The sequence below is a fragment of the Providencia sp. PROV261 genome (assembly GCF_028477945.1).
GTDB lineage: Bacteria > Pseudomonadota > Gammaproteobacteria > Enterobacterales > Enterobacteriaceae > Providencia > Providencia stuartii.
This window is the reverse complement of record NZ_JAMPMC010000003.1, coordinates 310,469-329,060: the sequence shown is the minus strand read 5'-3', so window position 1 is coordinate 329,060 and position 18,592 is coordinate 310,469. Positions and strand designations below refer to the sequence as shown.

General features: G+C 42.2%; 17 protein-coding genes and 1 pseudogene. 7 read left to right on the top strand and 11 right to left on the bottom strand.

What is annotated here, in order from left to right; translation table 11 throughout:
- Nucleotides 1-4 precede the first annotated feature (4 nt).
- Entirely contained in the window at nt 5-2,587 is a 2,583-nt protein-coding gene (gene leuS / locus PR675_RS01995; RefSeq protein WP_004917635.1) for a leucine--tRNA ligase, read from the bottom strand.
- A 431-nt stretch (nt 2,588-3,018) separates the two neighbouring features.
- On the opposite strand from leuS, the pseudogene PR675_RS01990 reads away from it, so the two are divergent.
- Nucleotides 3,019-3,419 (top strand): annotated as a pseudogene (locus tag PR675_RS01990) (GFA family protein).
- 10 nt (nt 3,420-3,429) lie between these two features.
- Here PR675_RS01990 and PR675_RS01985 read toward each other — a convergent pair.
- The 5 genes from PR675_RS01985 to PR675_RS01965 form a co-directional block, all read right to left on the bottom strand.
- Nucleotides 3,430-3,963, bottom strand: a complete 534-nt coding sequence (locus tag PR675_RS01985; protein ID WP_036943465.1) for a GNAT family N-acetyltransferase — start codon at nt 3,961-3,963, stop codon at nt 3,430-3,432.
- Nucleotides 3,964-4,122: 159 nt separating this feature from the next.
- Complete coding sequence (locus PR675_RS01980; protein ID WP_004917638.1) at nt 4,123-4,848, bottom strand: amino acid ABC transporter ATP-binding protein; 726 nt, start codon at nt 4,846-4,848, stop codon at nt 4,123-4,125.
- Nucleotides 4,845-5,525 carry a glutamate/aspartate ABC transporter permease GltK gene (gene gltK, locus PR675_RS01975; RefSeq protein ID WP_004917639.1) on the bottom strand — a complete coding sequence of 227 codons (681 nt, stop codon included), beginning with the start codon at nt 5,523-5,525 and terminating at the stop codon, nt 4,845-4,847. The genes PR675_RS01980 and gltK overlap by 4 nt, the downstream gene beginning before the upstream one ends.
- Nucleotide 5,526: 1 nt before the next feature.
- Complete coding sequence (locus PR675_RS01970) at nt 5,527-6,267, bottom strand: amino acid ABC transporter permease (RefSeq protein ID WP_004917640.1); 741 nt, start codon at nt 6,265-6,267, stop codon at nt 5,527-5,529.
- Nucleotides 6,268-6,381: 114 nt separating this feature from the next.
- Nucleotides 6,382-7,275 carry an amino acid ABC transporter substrate-binding protein gene (locus tag PR675_RS01965; RefSeq protein WP_272582657.1) on the bottom strand — a complete coding sequence of 298 codons (894 nt, stop codon included), beginning with the start codon at nt 7,273-7,275 and terminating at the stop codon, nt 6,382-6,384.
- A gap of 482 nt (nt 7,276-7,757) precedes the next feature.
- Between PR675_RS01965 and PR675_RS01960 the strand changes: the two genes are divergently transcribed.
- From PR675_RS01960 to PR675_RS01945, 4 genes are read left to right on the top strand one after another with little or no spacing between them, the layout of a single operon-like run.
- Complete coding sequence (locus PR675_RS01960; protein ID WP_060560651.1) at nt 7,758-8,153, top strand: hypothetical protein; 396 nt, start codon at nt 7,758-7,760, stop codon at nt 8,151-8,153.
- Nucleotides 8,154-8,200: 47 nt separating this feature from the next.
- Nucleotides 8,201-10,258 carry a protein-disulfide reductase DsbD family protein gene (locus PR675_RS01955; RefSeq protein ID WP_060560652.1) on the top strand — a complete coding sequence of 686 codons (2,058 nt, stop codon included), beginning with the start codon at nt 8,201-8,203 and terminating at the stop codon, nt 10,256-10,258.
- The gene (locus PR675_RS01950) at nt 10,255-10,983 is read left to right on the top strand and encodes a DsbA family protein (RefSeq protein WP_004917644.1); all 729 of its coding nucleotides are present in this window, start codon (nt 10,255-10,257) and stop codon (nt 10,981-10,983) included. Before PR675_RS01955 ends, PR675_RS01950 begins: the two co-directional genes overlap by 4 nt.
- 7 nt (nt 10,984-10,990) lie before the next feature.
- Nucleotides 10,991-11,491 carry a protein disulfide oxidoreductase gene (locus PR675_RS01945; protein WP_004917645.1) on the top strand — a complete coding sequence of 167 codons (501 nt, stop codon included), beginning with the start codon at nt 10,991-10,993 and terminating at the stop codon, nt 11,489-11,491.
- 74 nt (nt 11,492-11,565) lie between these two features.
- Here PR675_RS01945 and PR675_RS01940 read toward each other — a convergent pair whose 3' ends face one another.
- Entirely contained in the window at nt 11,566-12,279 is a 714-nt protein-coding gene (locus PR675_RS01940; protein WP_060560653.1) for an NUDIX hydrolase, read from the bottom strand.
- 150 nt (nt 12,280-12,429) lie between these two features.
- Between PR675_RS01940 and PR675_RS01935 the strand changes: the two genes are divergently transcribed.
- Both PR675_RS01935 and PR675_RS01930 read left to right on the top strand, forming a co-directional pair.
- Nucleotides 12,430-13,452 (top strand): SPFH domain-containing protein, encoded by a 1,023-nt coding sequence (locus PR675_RS01935; protein ID WP_004917647.1) that lies wholly within the window; start codon nt 12,430-12,432, stop codon nt 13,450-13,452.
- Nucleotides 13,449-14,372, top strand: a complete 924-nt coding sequence (locus PR675_RS01930) for a sugar kinase (RefSeq protein WP_036943472.1) — start codon at nt 13,449-13,451, stop codon at nt 14,370-14,372. The genes PR675_RS01935 and PR675_RS01930 overlap by 4 nt, the downstream gene beginning before the upstream one ends.
- A 70-nt stretch (nt 14,373-14,442) precedes the next feature.
- Here PR675_RS01930 and lnt read toward each other — a convergent pair whose 3' ends face one another.
- From lnt to PR675_RS01910, 4 genes are all read right to left on the bottom strand, one after another.
- Nucleotides 14,443-15,987 carry an apolipoprotein N-acyltransferase gene (gene lnt / locus PR675_RS01925; protein WP_060560654.1) on the bottom strand — a complete coding sequence of 515 codons (1,545 nt, stop codon included), beginning with the start codon at nt 15,985-15,987 and terminating at the stop codon, nt 14,443-14,445.
- Nucleotides 15,987-16,871, bottom strand: coding sequence for a CNNM family magnesium/cobalt transport protein CorC (corC, locus tag PR675_RS01920; protein WP_014657724.1), 885 nt, complete (start codon nt 16,869-16,871; stop codon nt 15,987-15,989). The genes lnt and corC overlap by 1 nt, the downstream gene beginning before the upstream one ends.
- Before the next feature lie 181 nt (nt 16,872-17,052).
- Nucleotides 17,053-17,520: an rRNA maturation RNase YbeY gene (ybeY, locus tag PR675_RS01915; protein WP_004917654.1), complete on the bottom strand. Its 468-nt coding sequence runs from the start codon at nt 17,518-17,520 to the stop codon at nt 17,053-17,055.
- Nucleotides 17,517-18,518, bottom strand: coding sequence for a PhoH family protein (locus PR675_RS01910; RefSeq protein ID WP_223854883.1), 1,002 nt, complete (start codon nt 18,516-18,518; stop codon nt 17,517-17,519). The genes ybeY and PR675_RS01910 overlap by 4 nt, the downstream gene beginning before the upstream one ends.
- Nucleotides 18,519-18,592: the final 74 nt, after the last annotated feature.

Genomic DNA, 18,592 nt, shown 5'->3' with positions numbered 1-18,592 from the left:
CTTATCAGCCAACAACCAAGTTTAGTAATTTACCTGGTACATAAATTACTTTACGAATAGTAACGCCTTCGAGGTATTTCGAGACGCTATACTCTTTTGTTGCCATATCTAACACAAAGTCTTGCACTGCATCAGCAGGTACAGTGATACGACCACGCACTTTACCATTAACTTGGATAACGACTAATTTAGTGTCATCAACCATGGCTTTTTCGTCAGCGACAGGCCAGCTTGCAAAATCGACATCATCGGTGTGACCTAATGCTTTCCACATTTCGAAACATGCATGTGGAATAATAGGTGACAGCATCAAGGTGATCGCTTCAAGTGACTCTTGCATCAATGCACGATCTTGTTCGGTCTCTTGTGGTGCACGAACTAATTTGTTCATGAACTCCATGATAGCGGCAATTGCAGTGTTAAACGCATAGCGACGGTCAAAATCATCGGTCACTTTAGCAATGGTTTTATGTAAGTCGCGACGTAAGTCTTTCTGCTCTGTCGTTAATGTGCTGACATCAAGCGGCTGAGTTGCCCCTTTTTGTGAGTGCTCATGAACGATACGCCATACACGACGGACAAAACGGTTTGCCCCTTCGACGCTAGACTCTTGCCATTCAAGGGTTAGCTCTGGTGGTGCCGCAAACATCATAAATAGGCGAACAGTATCGGCACCGTATTTTTCAACCATCAACTGTGGGTCAATACCATTGTTTTTCGACTTAGACATTTTGCTCATGCCAGTATAAACCAGCTCATGTCCTTCGGTATCAACGGCTTTGATAATACGGTTTTTGTCGTCGCGCTCTACAGTGACATCACTTGGCGAAACCCAAACACGCTGACCATCACTGCCGGTATAGTAGAAGGCATCTGCCAGTACCATACCTTGACATAATAGGCGTTTTGCTGGTTCATCTGAGTTGACTAGGCCTGCATCACGCATCAATTTGTGGAAGAAACGGAAATACATTAAGTGCATGATGGCGTGTTCAATACCACCAATGTATTGGTCCACTGGTAACCAGTAATTCGCAGCAGCCGGATCCAACATGCCTTCATCAAATTGAGGGCAAGTGTAACGAGCATAGTACCAAGATGACTCCATAAAGGTGTCAAAGGTATCGGTTTCACGTAAAGCTGGCTGACCATTGATGGTGGTTTTCGCCCATTCTGGATCCGCTTTAATTGGGCTGGTGATACCGTCCATTTCGACATCTTCTGGCAAAATCACTGGCAGTTGATCTTCAGGAACAGGAACAACTGTGCCATCTTCTAATGTTGCCATTGGAATTGGTGCGCCCCAGTAGCGTTGGCGAGAAACACCCCAGTCACGTAAACGGTAGTTCACTTTACGTTGACCCACGCCGATAGCGACTAATTTGTCTGCGATAGCATTGAAGCCAGCGGTATTATCTAAGCCGCTAAATTCGCCTGAGTTGATCAATGCAAATTTTTCAGTCATCGCTTCTTGAGAAATATCAGGCTCATTGCCTTCAGCGTCGGCAATAACCACTTTTAGTGGCAGGTTATATTTATGGGCAAACTCCCAGTCACGTTGGTCGTGAGCAGGTACAGCCATCACCGCACCGGTGCCATATTCCATCAACACAAAGTTGGCTACCCAGATAGGTAATTTTTCTTGGGTGAGTGGATGAATAACATAAAGGCCAGTTGGCATCCCTTTTTTATCCATGGTCGCCATATCAGCTTCGGCTGTTTTGGTATTACGGCATTCATCGATAAAGTTGGCTAATTCGGCATTTTTTTCTGCGGCTTCGAGTGCTAATGGGTGACCCGCAGCAACCGCCACATAAGTTGCACCCATGAAAGTATCAGGGCGAGTGGTATATACGGTTAATTTGTCATCACGATCGGCAACGTTAAAGGTGATTTCGACACCCTCAGAGCGCCCAATCCAGTTACGTTGCATGGTTTTGACTTGCTCAGGCCAATCATCAAGCTTATCAAGATCGTTTAGCAACTCTTCAGCATAATCGGTGATTTTAATAAACCATTGAGGAATTTCTTTACGCTCGACGGGCGTATCACAGCGCCAGCAGCAGCCATCGATAACCTGTTCGTTGGCGAGTACGGTTAAATCATGTGGACACCAGTTTACAGCAGAGGTTTTTTTGTAGACTAAGCCTTTTTCATAGAGCTTAGTAAAGAACCATTGTTCCCAACGATAGTATTCAGGCGTACAAGTGGTAACTTCGCGATCCCAATCGTAGCCAAAGCCCAGCATTTTTAACTGGCCTTTCATGTAATCGATATTGGCATAGGTCCATGGTGCAGGTGCTGTTTTATTTTTGACAGCCGCGCCTTCAGCAGGTAAGCCAAACGCATCCCAACCGATTGGTTGTAAAACGTTTTTACCTAATAGGCGTTGATAACGGGAGATCACATCACCCATAGTGTAGTTGCGCACATGGCCCATGTGTAGTCGACCAGAAGGGTAAGGTAGCATGGACAGGCAGTAGTATTTCTCTTTGCTGTTGTCTTCTGTCACTTTAAATGTGGCTTTTTCATCCCAGTGACGCTGTACTTTTGGCTCTATATCTTCTGGACGATATTGTTCTTGCATGGCACCGATAATCCTATGGTGAATAAATGCTACTCAGTAGCGTTAATGTCTTTCTATAAGTTAGATCCGCATAGCATAGCGGATCCTACCCTAAAACAACAATAGTTGATTAGCTGAACCGACGGGGAAAGCTGGATATTGTTTTTGGGGGGCGGTGTCAGAATATTTTATTCCGATGAGCATCAAACTTAACTAAAAAACAGTAAGATTGGTAGTGTTTCACGCAAAAAAACTCAAAAAGCCAGCAAATATTGGGCAATACATAGGGAGGGGTATTTATTCACTCTATTTTATTAGCACTAAAGTGCAAAGATCCCCTAGAAACATAAAAAAGCATCAATAAATTATATCAATTAACAAAACCTATTTGAGTTGTTTGAGTACCTTAATCCACTGATTTCATTTTTGCCTATGCTATTAGGGAGGGCGTTGTGATTGAAAAACAAGTTCAGAGCCATTGTGGTACAGTGAAATTTAAGGTTGCGTTGACTGATAGATATAACACAGCAAGAAGATGTCACTGCCCTTTTTGCCGAATGCGTGGGGCAATCGTAATCTTTGCGCTCTTGTCAGAGACACTATTTTAGAAGGAAAAGATAAACTAACGGAATATCGTTTTAACACAAAGCAAGCCGCCCTCTTTTTATTCAATCTGCGGAATTTATACTTTTCATCAAAGACGCTCAACCCCACAAGAGTATGGAGTAAAGGTTGCTTGCATTGAAGGTGTCTCTCCCTTTGATTTTGCATCGGTCAATGTGATGGATGGAAGACATCTTCCGAAAGAGAGGGAGGTGTTGTTGGTCAACTTATTTATAAAAGTAAACATTGAACGCTAATGTTTATAATGTCTTATACCAAAATAATGCGACTTCATGGGCATTTTCCGTGCATAAATAGAGCGCTTTATCATAACCATGAATGCGAAAACCGTGTTTGTGATAGAACTTAGCGGCTGTGGTATTCGTAGATTGAGATTCTAATCTGATGTGATGTAAACCATTGTCGGTTGCCCAAGCTTCAATTTTTTCTAGTAATTGTTTGGCGATACCTTTACCTCTATATGGCTCATCGATGGCCAATTCATCAAGTTGAGCCATTCCATTCCAGCAAAGACTTGCACAGGCATAGCCAATCGTTTTATCCCCCAATTTCGCAACATATAAAACACCTAAACTTTCTTGTTCATTCAACCACTGCTCTGGAGAGAAATGATAATCCTTTAGGTAGGGCTTAATCGCTTTTTTCCTGTTTATATCGTCATAGGGATGAAGTAACTCATCAGTTATCATCACATTAAAATTACAGGCAGAAACATCCAGAACCGTATCGTCTTGTAAAGGGATAATTGTTATTTGTTGATCATTTTTCATCATGAGGCTTAGATTATTAGATTGATATTAATTGGGTTTTTAATCTATATCTGTATGTATTGTCGGGCAACAAATATTTAGATAAAACAAAATAGAAAGGTATAAGAGTGTCGTGCAGGGGGCAGCCATAGAGAGGTAGTCTCTCCCTATGGCTTGCAATAATTAATGCAGTATTTTCGCGAGGAAATCTTTAGCTCTATCAGATTGCGGATTAGCAAAAAAGTCTTCTTTTTTACTGTCTTCAACAATCTTTCCTTCATCCATAAAAATCACACGGTTAGCGACTTTCTTAGCGAAACCCATTTCGTGGGTAACGACCATCATAGTCATACCCTCGTTTGCTAATTCGACCATAACATCAAGCACTTCATTGATCATTTCAGGGTCAAGTGCTGATGTTGGCTCGTCAAATAACATTGCAACGGGATCCATACACAAGGCTCGAGCAATTGCCACACGCTGCTGCTGCCCACCCGAAAGCTGGGAAGGAAACTTATTTGCATGGCTTGCTAGCCCAACGCGTTCGAGTAATTTCAACCCTTTTGCTTCAGCCTCTTTTTTATTTCTATTTAGCACCTTTACTTGGGCCAGTGTTAAATTTTCTATAATAGAAAGATGCGGGAATAGCTCAAAGTGTTGGAATACCATGCCAACTTTAGAGCGAAGTTTTGCCAAATCAGTTTTTTTATCATTGACTTGGATACCATTTACAAAAATTTCACCCTGTTGAACTGGCTCAAGGCCATTCACTGTTTTTATTAATGTGGATTTACCAGAGCCTGATGGTCCACAGACAACCACGACTTCGCCTTTTTTGACTTCAGTTGTACAGTCTGTGAGTACCTGAAACTGGCCATACCATTTAGAGATATTTTTCAGGGTAATCATGTAACAGTCCTTTTCTTAAGATAATTCACCAGCATTGAAGCGCCGAAACTGATAATAAAGTACACGAAACCTGCAAACAATATCATTTCTACTTGTGTACCATCACGCTCACCAATATTGGTTGCCGTACGGAAGAAATCCGTCAAACTCAGTACATAAACTAATGATGAATCCTGAAATAGCACAATGCCTTGTGTTAATAACAGAGGGATCATCGCTTTAAAGGCTTGAGGCAAGATGACTAACCTCATTGTTTGCATATGCGTCATGCCCAGTGCAAGTGCGGCAGATGCTTGGCCTCGTGAAATACTCTGAATACCTGCTCGAATAATCTCAGAGTAGTAGGCGGCTTCAAAAAGCGAGAAGGCTACCATTGCTGAAATTAAACGGATATCACTTTTTGGTGATATGCCTAGAACATTTTGGACTAAGTTAGGCACAATCAGATAGAACCACAACAATACCATGACTAATGGGATAGAGCGGAACGTATTTACGTACAGTGCAGCGAACCAACTGATAGGTTTAAAAGTAGATAGACGCATCACGGCGAGAACCGTTCCCCACAATATCCCCACGACAATAGCCGTAATGGTAATTTTAGCGGTGACGACTAACCCATCAAGAAGAAATGGCCAACTTGGGGCGATGGAGCTCCAATCAAATTCATAGAACATATTATCGCCCTCCTAATGTGCCGGGTAAGCGAACTTTACGTTCTAACAAATTCATTAACAGCATAATGATCAAATTGATGCCGACATAGGCAAGCGTGATCGCAGTGAATGATTCCCAAGCATGGGCAGAATAATCAAGCAACTTACCTGCTTGGGCTGCCATATCAACGAGGCCGATAGTGGAAGCTATCGCCGAGTTTTTCACTAAGTTAAGCATCTCGGATGTCATTGGTGGCAAAATGACACGATACGCATTGGGTAAAAGCACATAGCGATAAGTTTGTGGCAAGGTCAGCCCCATAGCGAGACCAGCGTTTTTTTGCCCTCTTGGTAATGATTGTATTGCCGCTCTTACCTGTTCAGTCATACGGGCGGCGGTAAATAAACCAAGGCACAGTGTTGAAGAGATAAAAAATTGATAGTTAGGATCTAAGTCCATTTTGAACCAGTCGCCGATAGAACGGGGTAACAGCTCTGGGATCACTAAATACCAAGTAAAAAATTGAACAATTAAAGGGACATTACGAAATAGCTCGACATAAACGGTTCCTATCATCGCTAAAAAGCGATTAGGCACGGTACGTAAAATACCAAAGAACGAGCCGACCAGAAAAGCAATGATCCAAGCACAGATAGAAAGTGCGACAGTGACTTCTAAGCCAGATAATAACCAACCTAAATAGGTGGTATTCCCAAATGGGGCTTCCTGTAGGAAAATCCCCCAATTCCAATTGATTGACATAATTCTACTTCCTGTGGGCAATTTAGATTGACCCTACTACTGGTGAGAAAGTGCAAGGCGGGGAACGACCGCCTTGCAAATCCCACTTCAGTAACACCCTGTTTGTCTTTTTATTTAGTTAAGTGCTTTGTCATTAGGTGATTTGAACAACTCTTTCATTTCATCTGATAACGTGAATTTCAAGTTAAGATTTTTTGGTGGGATAGGTTGGTTAAACCAACGGTCAAATGATTTTTCAGCCGTACCAGAAGTTTGTGCCTTCGCGATAGTTTCATCGACTAACGCCTTAAACTGAGGATCATCTTTGCGTAGCATACAGCCATAAGCTTCTTCTGTTTGCGGTTTGCCTACAATCTCCCAAATATCTGGTTTTTTCGCTTTTGCACGTTCACCTGCTAACAACGCATCATCCATCATAAAGGCGACAGCGCGGCCAGATTCAAGGGTACGGAATGAGTCACCATGATCTTTTGCACTGATAATGCGCATTTTCATATTTTTTTCGTCGTTAAGTTTATTGAGCAAAATTTCAGACGTTGTTCCAGAGGTAACAACGACGTTTTTACCCGCGAGGTCGGCGAAGTCTTTGACTCCAGAGTCATTTTTAGTAAGTAGACGAGTACCTACTACGAAAATCGTATTTGAAAACGCAGCTTGTTTTTGTCTTTCTAAGTTATTGGTCGTTGAACCACACTCAAAATCATAGGTACCATTTTGTAATAGCGGTATACGGTTTTGTGATGTAATAGGGATAAGCTTAACTTCTAGATTAGGTTTGTTGAGTTTCTTTTTAACCGCATCAACGATTTCATTGGAGTAGTCTTGAGAGTAGCCGACCACTTTTTGGTTATTGTCATAGTAAGAAAATGGAACGGATGACTCACGGTGGCCAACAACAATCACACCATTGTCGTTAATTTTTTTTAGAGTACCTGTTAGTTCTTCTGCTTGAACGGCACAAGTTGCTCCTAGCACCATCATCGATGATACAATCTTGCTCATACGCATATTTACAGCTCCTTTCTAAGATCGGAGATTTATCTCGTTTGTTGTGCTTGCTGATGTTTCGTGGATGCTATCAATACCACGATCACCTGCTGCATGTTTTAATATTGTTAAAAATTAAAGAAAAATGTTAAACAATGAAAATGAATTGTTTCAAAATCGGGAGCTATCTCGCATATTATTTGGGCAGTTCCTAATTTGTTGCACTATTACTGGGAAAACTTTCCTAAAAAGGGTATTTATGCACCACTAGTGTGAAAAATAATCTCATTTTCCTGTTGCTAGTGGGTATAATGCATCTTGTATGCCAATTTTTATCTTTAGAGGTGTAAATAGGATTGGGTTTGTAAAGTTAGCTCATGCTACTTGTACCGAGTCGTTTGCTGTGTAAGATGTAACCTTGATTAAATTGGTTAAATTTAAATATTGAATTAACTTATCATTATTTAACAGTGTGATTTCAGGACGAAGAAATAGAGACACGCATGAACAGGCAACTCAAATTAGGCAAAGGATTAGTAGTACTCGCCTGTCTGATGGTTTTACTTTGTATTAATCAAAGAGCCGTTGGAGAGCGTCTTTTCGCCCATTTTTCGCCTCAAGAGCCTGTCGTGCAAATGCAATCCAATGGTCAGTCTATGGTGTTTAAAACGGCTGTTTCGAGTGAAAAAAGCGCGCATTTGTCTTCTTGTGAATTGAGTGCTAAATCACTACTGACATTAAGCCCTGCTGCTATTGAACCTCTCTTTTTTGTTTTCCTTTCTATCACTGCGTTAGGTATTTTTTACTCTCATTTATTTTCACGCAGAGCTAAGCGTGAGGATAAACATCCCCCACCAAGAGTTAGGCTCCATTTACAATATTGCAATCTTCGAGATTAGAACACCATCACGTTCAGCTTGTTGGTGTATTTTATTCTGGAGGAATTATGCGTTTTTTAATTAATGCGTTAATTATTTTATCTGCCTTATTTTCGGGAGTGCTACAGGCAGCTGATACTGGCTGGCTAACAGATAAACATAATGACCATGCTCAAGTAAGATTGTTAAGTGCTTCCCAAAAAGATGGGAAGGTTGCTTTATTGTTGGATGTACAACTACAAGATGGTTGGAAAACCTATTGGCGTTCTCCAGGAGAAGGCGGTATTACGCCGGAAATCAATTGGAAATCACCAGTAACAGATATGGATTGGCAGTGGCCAGCCCCTGGTCGTTTTGATGTTGCAGGTATTTCAACTCAAGGTTATATGGGAGACGTTGTTTTTCCTATCGTCGTTAATGCCGATGAAAAGCTAGATAAACTTTCGGGAGTTTTAACGCTTTCCACCTGTAGCAATGTCTGTATTTTAACGGATTATCCTTTCGAGCTCGATTTGACTGAACCTGAGCCTGAGAATTTTGAGTGGGCATTTAATCAAGCGATGGGGCGTATTCCTCCTACAGCGGGGCTAGTGCAAAACCATAATGTCGGGTTTGATGGTGACAAACTCGTTCTTGAATTACAAAAAGTGGCTGGCGAGCCGTGGAGCCAAAAAGCAGGGGTTTTTACTGATACACCAGAAGGAACCACGCTAGGTGTGCCAAATATTCGTTTATCGGGTGACAAGCTGACGGCGACCGTTGCGGTGAGTGATGATTGGGGAGATAAAGCGCCAGACCTGACAGGAAAACCGTTCTCTTTTGTGGTGACGGATGGCGCGCTTTCACAACAGGTAACAGCGCAAATCACACCTTTTACTGGCGCTACCCAGCAGGATAGTGCTGGCGGTGCGATACCTCTTTGGCAGATTTTGGCCTTTGCGTTACTAGGTGGTTTGATTTTAAACCTTATGCCTTGTGTTTTGCCGGTTCTCGCGATGAAGTTAGGCTCGGTCTTGATGGTACCGCAAGGGGAGCAGAAAACCATCCGTCGGCAATTTTTGCTTTCTTCTTCAGGGATCTTAGTCTCTTTCTGGCTATTAGCGTTATTAATGACCCTGTTGCGCGTTGGGCAACAAGCTGTTGGATGGGGGATCCAGTTCCAAAACCCATGGTTTATTGGGTTTATGGTATTAGTGACAGCATTATTTACGGCTAACCTATTTGGTTTGTTTGAGATCCATCTAGGAAGTAAAGCGAGCACTCGTTTAGCGACTGCGGGTGGTCAAGGTAACAGTGGGCATTTCTGGCAAGGTGTGTTTGCAACCTTATTGGCAACCCCTTGTTCTGCACCATTTTTGGGCACAGCAGTGGCGTTTGCACTAGCGGCTCCGATAGGAGAACTCTGGTTAGTCTTTACGGCACTGGGGATCGGAATGAGTTTACCGTGGCTATTAATCGCCGCTTTCCCTGCTATTTCTCGGCTGTTACCAAAACCTGGGGCTTGGATGAGTAAACTGAGAGTGGTTTTAGGTGTGATGATGCTATTGTCATGTCTATGGTTAATTAGCTTACTGATCCCTCATTTTGGTGAAATGGCTGCCTTAGCTATTGTGATCGTCTTTTTGCTTTTGCTGGTGGTTTTCATTGGCAAAAAATTCAGTTTACGCACTGCGGCAATTTCGTTTGTCCTGTTTGCATTATTAACAGGTGGTTTTGTTTGGGCAACGATGGAGCAAACGACAGGAAGTCGAACCCTTGTTCAGGATAATGTGGATTGGCAACCTCTGAGTGAGGAAGCGATTACACAGGCTCTGTCAGAAAATAAGCGTGTGTTTATTGATGTTACGGCAGATTGGTGTGTAACCTGTAAAGCAAATAAATATAATGTATTGCTAAGAGATGATGTTCAGCAACTCTTGAATGAACCAGATGTGGTCGCATTAAGAGGTGACTGGACTAAGCCATCACCAGAAATTACCGCATTTTTACAAAAACGTGGGCAGGTGGCTGTGCCATTTAATCAAATTTATGGCCCTAGGTTGGCTGAGGGTGAAATACTGTCAACGATACTTGATCGTGAAGTTTTATTATCAATTATGAATGAGGCCAAAGGAGCCGAAAAATGAAAAAAACAATTGTAGCTGTTCTGTTCTCGTCGCTAATGCTAGGTGCAACTGCTCATGCGGCTCCATTAACGTCTGACCAAGAAGCACAAGTGCGTAAGTTGGTACGTGATACCTTGGTTGAAAACCCTGAAATTTTAGAAGAAGCGATTGTTGCACTACAGGCTAAGCAAGGTGAAAAACAGCAAGCTCAAATGAAGGCAACGATTAAAGCCGAGCACGATAAGCTGTTTAATGATCCAGCAAGCCCACGACTGGGTGCCAAAGATGCAAAACTGGTGTTGGTTAACTTCACCGATTATAACTGCCCATTCTGTAAGCGTTTTGATCCACAGCTTGAAGAGATTGTGAAGAAATACCCTGATGTTGCTGTGGTGATAAAACCTCTGCCATTTAAAGGCAAAACATCGCTGGAGTCTTCTCAACTGGTTCTGACATTGTGGGAAAAAGATCCAAAAGCATTCCAAGCACTGCATCAAAAATTTATGCAAAAGCAAGGGATGTTAACTGAAGAAAACATCAAACAGGCGTTGAAAGCGACAGGTAATGAAAAATTAGTCGCTAACGATAAGAGCGAAGAAACTATTCGCACTAACATGATGTTAGCCGAAAAATTAGGGGTTAATGGTACACCTGCAACACTCATTGGTGAAGAAATGATCCCAGGTGCTGTAGATGCTCAACAATTAGAAATGATTGTTAAAGAGCAATTAGCAAAAGTGAAATAAGGTAAATATGGCTAGACTGAAAAAGTGGTCAAAAGAAATTATTGGGTTGGTGGTGATCTTGTTCGTCGTCTTTACCGTAATGGATTTTTGGCGTAAACCTGAAAGCCTAGCACCTATTTTGCTTGAGCCGCAATTACTTGCGACGGGTGAAACCGTATCATTAGCAGAGTTGAGTAAAGAACAACCTGTTTTAGTCTATTTTTGGGCGACATGGTGTGGGGTTTGCAAAATAACCTCTCCAACGGTAGCCGACTTAGCTAAGGCCGGTGTTCCCGTTGTTTCTGTGGCAATACGTTCTGGCAATAGTGAACGTCTGTTATCAGGGATGGAGAAAAAAGAGCTAAATTTCCCAGTAATCAATGATACACAAGGCTCGCTTGCGAATCAGGTTGGCATTAGTGCCACACCGACCTTTATGATCATCGATAACGGTAAAATGGTCAGTTTTACCAGTGGTTATACAAGCTATTGGGGAATAAAAACACGTATGTGGATGGCTTCTTTTTAGTTAATTTCTCGCTAGGCTATTTCAGGCCCTCTTGAAGATATGTTTCAAGGGGGCCTTTGTTTTACCTATCAGGGTTAAAATTCTAAATTACGAATAAAACGGTAATCAGCTGACTCAGGTTTCAGACGATATAAATTAGCTGGTCGGCCTGTTTCTTGCCGTTTTTCTCCTGTATCAATCAGTAAATCAGCCTGCTCTAAGCGACGGCGAAAAGATTTTTTTTGCAATGTTTTGCCGATTAATACTTCATGCACATGTTGCAGCTCTGTCAAAGTAAAGACTTCAGGTAAGGCAAAGCCGGGAACAATAGAATAGAGTGATTTTTGTTTTAATCGCTTTCGTGCTTGCTGATAAAGCATCGAGTGGTCAAAGGCTAATGACATGTTTTCAATGTCGCTGATAGCGACCCATTTTGCTGATCCGACACTATCAATGTAGTGCTGACATGCCTGATAGGCGATAAGGGCTGTATAACAAACGGTGACAGACCAACCTCGTTTATCACGAAAATGGTTACCGACAGTACAAAGCTGTTCAATGTAGGGGGGAATGACGCCCGTTTTTTCTTTTAGCTTTCTCAAGATAGCTTGCTCAAGAGTGCTATCTTGCTCTTCATCGATAAACCCGCCAGGTAGCCCCCACATCCCTTTATCTGGATGATTTGCACGCTCAACAAGGAGAACCTTTAACGTCTCTTCATGGTAAGTAAATAGCACCGCATCTACCGTCACTAGTGGCGAAAGATATGCATTCCTATCGTATTTAGATAAATATTCTTGTTCATTCATGAGATGACAACCCACTAAGCTATTTTATGGTTAATAGGGCGATGATACGTTAAAAAAATATTTGTGTCATTAAGACACTTAATGCTTGACACCTTGGTGTCTATAAGACAATAATTAATTATTGTCACAAGGACACTAATGGGGTTAACTATGTTTAATATTAATTATTTCAAAGCAGACTCTTCGACTTTCATTATTAAATCCGTCAACGGAAAAGTGATTAAGCAAGGGAAGGGATTAAGTTTTTGGTATAACTCAGCAACAACATCTATTGCAGCACTACCATTAAATGCGCTTGAAGCGCCGTTTATTTTTAATTTACAAACGGCGGACTTTCAAAGCTTGCGTATTCAAGGGCAAATCTCATTTCGAATTAGCCAACCGGAAAAAACAGCAGAGGTATTGAATTATAACCTGACTCAAGATGGCAGCTCGTATGCGTCTGAGGACCCATTAAAATTAAGCGATAGGGTTGTGCGTAGTGCACAGACTTTAATTCAGGCAAAAATCCAACGTACTGCGATGCGTGATGCATTGTTGATAAGTCAAACATTGATCACAGAGGTCGCCAATCAGTTATCGATACATTCGGCGCTACAAGCATTAGGCATCGATATTCTTGATGTTTCGATTGCAGCCATTACACCATCACCTGAAACATTGAAAGCTCTTGAAGCAGAGGCGAGAGAATCGATTCTAAAAGAGGCCGATGATGCGATTTATGCGAGACGTAAGTTTTCTGTCGAACAAGAGCGTATGCTTAAGGAAGCCGAGCTGGAAACCGATTTATCCGTTCAAAATAAGCAGCAACAAATTGAAGAAGCACGTTTAGAAAATGAACGTCATTTATTGCGTGAACAGGCTGAAATTGAGCAGGAAAAGTTAGCCGCTCAAGTCAATGCCGAAGCTAAACGTAATGAGCTTGTGGCATTAAGCGTTGAAAACCAACGAATTCAATCGGATGCGGATGCTTACGCTATTGAGGTGAAAATGCGTGCTTATCGAGAACTGCCTGTCGAGAATTTAAAAGCGATGGCATTGGCAAAAATGGCACCGGAGCAGTTAATGGCTATGGCGTTTGAATCATTAGCGCTAAATGCAGGGAAAATTGGTGAGTTGAATATATCCCCCGATCTCTTTAGCCAAATATTTAAAAAAGGAGCTAAAGCATGAAAAGAGGAGAGGATGTCCGTTTTGTTTTAATTATGCGTAAAACGCGGTTACAGGCACTGATTGAACGTTTTAATACTTGGCCACAAGCCAAATTTTATTTAGAGCATAATCATGTTGAGGTAAACGATTATCTTGAAGAGCACGATCACTATCAAAAACAATTAGTACAAGCAGAGGCGGTTCTGAAATCAATGGGGCGATTTCAATTGTTAGAACGTTCTTTACTGCCTAGCTACCAATTTACGGCTCGTGATATTGTGATTGTGATAGGACAAGACGGCTTAGTGGCAAATACATTGAAATATTTAAATGGTCAGCCTGTTATCGCAATTAATCCTGATCCTGCAAGATGGGATGGCAAATTATTACCTTTTGAAATAGGCCAACTGCGTGAAGTCGTTTTGAATACGTTAAAGGAAAAGATGCCAAGTAAAACGGTGACTTTTGCTCAGGCGACAACTAATGATGGGCAAACATTACTTGCGGTTAATGATCTATTTATTGGCCCTAAAACCCACACATCGGCACGCTATATTATGAGATGGAATGGGGAACAAGAATTTCAATCCTCCTCGGGGATCATTATTTCAACAGGCTTAGGGTCGACAGGGTGGTTTCAATCGATTTTAGCGGGTGCTCAAGCCGTTATGGGGGTAGCTCATCACCCGTTGTCACAAGGATTTTCTTGGCAAGAAAGGCGACTTCAATTTAGTGTTAGGGAGCCTTTTCCTAGTAAGACAACAGGAACTTCATTTGTTTTCGGTGCGATTGAGGAGAATTCACCGCTGCAACTTGAATCATTGATGCCGGAAAATGGCGTGATTTTTTCCGATGGCATTGAAGATGATTATTTAAATTTTAATGCAGGTTGCATCGCTTCTATTAGCGTTGCGGATGTACAAGGGCAATTGATTGGTTAAATGATAAAATTTAGGCGATGTAAAATAAAATCCCAGTCGTGTGCAATTAATGCAAAGACTGGGATTTTTGTTATTTATCTGAACTTGTTTTTGACCTGCGGCCTCGTGATATGGCTATCAGCATAAATATGATAACAACGCCCCACATTGGCCAATTACTCCAGCGTGCATAAGGTGTTAACCCCGTTGTTGGGGTAATAGATGCAGATAGTGTAGCAGCGGTAAATTGAGGCAACTTAGCTTGGACGGTACCATCTGCTCGAATAATTGCGGTGACGCCATTATTGGTAGCTCTAAGTAGTGGGCGACCAAGCTCCAGCGCTCTCATGCGCGCCATTTGGAAATGTTGCCATGGCCCAATCGACTTACCAAACCACGCATCGTTAGAAATGGTTAAGAGGTAATCGCTATTAGGTTGGAAATTATCGCGAACCTGTGTTCCAAGGATAATTTCATAGCAGATGGCGGCTGTTAGATGCATATTGCCTACAGCAAGCTGAGCTTGTTGATAATCGCCCCGGCTAAATCCTGACATTGGTAAATTAAATAATGGTGCGATAGGGCGTAAAATATCCTCTAGCGGTACAAACTCACCAAAAGGCACTAAATGGTGCTTGTTATAGCGATTTTTTGATGGGTACAGATAGGGAGTTGTATCCCCTAATACAATGATGGTGTTATAAAACTGATAGTCACCGTCAATAGGACGGGCATCAACAATACCCGTGATCAGTTTGGTCTGGGATTCAGCTAATATTTTGTCCAGTGATTTTAGCCATGCTTGGTTATCTAATTCGACTGACGGCACTGCGGATTCAGGCCAAACAATTAAGGAAGCTTTGCCAATATAAGGGCTAGAAAGCTTGATATAAGTATCTTTGATTTTTTGTAAGTAGCTTGTTTCCCACTTCATGGATTGGGGAATATTGCCTTGTACAAGCGCCACTTCCGTAGTTTTTGACTCCAGAGGGGTATACCACTGATAGCTCTTGATGATTAAAGGGGCGAAAAGTAGTACGGCAGCGGCGACTAACGGCGTAATACGGCGACGTACCAACGCAAGCACGAGTAACCCACTAATACTAAATAATATTAGAGTTATCAGTTCTACACCAAAGATGGGGGCAAGGCCTTTCATTGGGCCATCAATTTGGCTGTAACCGAATTGAAGCCATGGGAAGCCTGTAAGAACCCAACCTCGTAAAAACTCGGTGAGCTGCCAAATGGCTGGAGCGGCAAAGACTAATCGCCATATTGTTGATTGGGGAAAGAATTTGCTGAGTAGATAACCAAATAACCCAGTGTAGAGGGAAAGGTAAGCTGCAAGCAGGATCACCAATAGGACATTAACAACCTCTGGCATTCCACCAAAGTCAGCAATGCTGACATACACCCAATTAACGCCCGAGCCAAATAGCCCAAAGCCCCATGCAAAAGCAATCGAAAAAGCTTGTTTAGGGGAGCGTTGTAGGGTCAGTAGTTGGAGAAATAGGATGGAAAGGAGAGCTGCAGGCCAGAGGTCAAATGGCGAAAAAGCCAGTGTACCACTGGCTCCGAAAATGAAAGCCAGTAGTAGTCTTAACCACTGACTTTGATAGTATGACGTTAAGTTCATTAACTCTTTTCTTCATCTAAGTTTGGTGCAGGCGCGCCATCTGGAATTTTTACGTGAAGTAAAATAATTCGGCGGCTATCCGACATGGCAACTTTAAATTGATAGCCATCTATAGTGATGGATTCACCTCGAGAGGGTAGATGACCAAAGGCTTGCATAACAAGGCCACCGACAGTATCCACTTCTTCGTCGCTAAAGTGAGTCTCAAACGCATCATTGAAGTCTTCAATTTGGGTTAAGGCTCTAACTGAGTAGGAGTGCTGACTTAGCTGACGAATATCGACATCATCTTCATCATCGTACTCATCTTCAATTTCGCCAACAATAAGCTCTAAAATATCTTCAATGGTAACAAGACCAGAGACACCGCCAAACTCATCAATGACAATAGCCATATGATAGCGTAGTGAACGGAACTCTTTTAACAACCGGTCGACCCGTTTGCTTTCAGGTACAACAACCGCTTGGCGCAACACTTTATCAATACTGAATGGCTCAGCGTCTGTACGCATAAATGGCAGCAAATCTTTTGCCATTAGTAGCCCTTCAATATGATCTTTATCTTCGCTGATGACAGGGAAACGTGAGTGTGCGGATTCGATAATAACATCAAGGCACTCATCCAGAGTTTGATTACGTTTTAAGGTTACAATCTGGGAGCGCGGGATCATAATGTCACGTACCCGCTGATCGGCAATATCCATGACGCCTTCTAACATGTCACGGGTATCAGGATCGATAAGGTCGTTCTGCTCGGAATCACGGATCAGCTCGACCAAGTCACCACGGTTTTTAGGTTCAGCGTGGAAGAGTTGGTTTAATAGTGCAAAGAACCCTTTCTTAGGACCAGGGTTGTCACTACTCGAAGAGTTATCGTCGCTCATGGCGTTTTATTAATTATTCCTCAATTGATGATAATGGTTAATTTAGCTAAATAAGTCAATTGCTTAGGTTTTTAACTCTGCCAAATATACATTCAACGGCGTGAGATAACTATGGTATTTACTCCCAAAAAACGCGATTAGACTTATTCAGCTAATATTTAACATAAAAATAGACCGTGGGTCATTCTTTTTCTGCAAGATAAGGATCAGCATAGCCCAATTCAGCTAAAATTTCCGTTTCTAGGCTCTCCATTTCTTCTGCTTCATCGTCTTCGATATGATCATAACCAAGCAGATGCAGACAGCCATGTACAACCATGTGCGCCCAATGCTCCTCAGCACTTTTTTGCTGTTCGATGGCTTCCTGTTCAACCACTTGACGACAAATAATCAGATCGCCAAGTAGAGGTAATTCTACCTCTGGTGGCGCTTCAAAAGGAAAAGATAACACATTTGTTGGTTTATCTTTCCCCCGATAAGTCAGGTTTAAATGGTGACTTTCTTCTTCATCAACGATGCGGATAGTCACTTCACTTTGTGGTTGAAACTTAGGGAGTACGGCTTCTAACCAACGTTGAAACAGTGCTTCATCAGGTAGCCCTGTTGTTTCTTCGCAAGCGAGCTGTAAATCAAGAATGACTTCACTCATTTAATTATTTCCTGCTTTTCTAACGCTTTTTGCTGTTCTTTTTCTTCTCTAATTTGTTGACGGCGTTTGTTGTCTTGTTCTTCCCATTTTTCATAGGCAATAACAACTTTTGCGACAACAGGGTGACGAACAACGTCTTCGCTGTGGAAGAAATTAAAGCTAAGTTCATCAACATCAGAAAGCACTTCAATGGCATGACGTAAGCCTGATTTATTACCGCGAGGCAAGTCGACCTGAGTAATATCCCCCGTGATGACGGCTTTTGAATTAAAACCGATACGGGTCAGGAACATTTTCATCTGCTCAATGGTGGTGTTCTGGCTTTCATCTAAAATAATGAAAGCATCATTGAGGGTGCGACCGCGCATATAAGCCAGTGGTGCTACCTCAATAACATTACGTTCAATCAGTTTTTCAACTTTTTCGAACCCTAGCATTTCAAATAATGCGTCATACAGTGGGCGCAAATAAGGATCTACTTTTTGACTGAGGTCACCGGGTAAAAAGCCAAGTTTTTCCCCCGCTTCAACAGCAGGGCGAGTCAGCAAAATACGCCGTACTTCTTGGCGCTCTAAAGCATCTACGGCGGCTGCAACGGCAAGGTATGTTTTACCTGTACCCGCAGGGCCAATGCCAAACGTAATATCGTGATCTAAAATATTCGCTATATATTGCGCTTGGTTTGGTGTACGAGGCTTGATAACACCACGTTTGGTCTTGATATTAACGGCTTTACCATAATCTGGAATACTATCGGCAGCCTGCTCTAATACGCGGCTTTCAGAGATAGCAAGGTGGATTTGCTCAGGGTCAATATCGGGGATCACACCGCGTATTGGAGCGGTATCAACATACAATTGGCGTAAGATTTTACTGGCCGCTTGGATATTGAGTGGTTTGCCTGATAGCTTGAAACGGTTATCACGACGATTAATTTCAATCGCAAGTCTACGCTCAAGTTGCTTGATATTATCATCAAATGGCCCGCAAAGGCTCATTAAGCGTTGGTTATCTGCGGGCTCTAGAAAGATTTCTTGTGTTGCGATTTGCAACGGTTTTTTATCGGTCACTG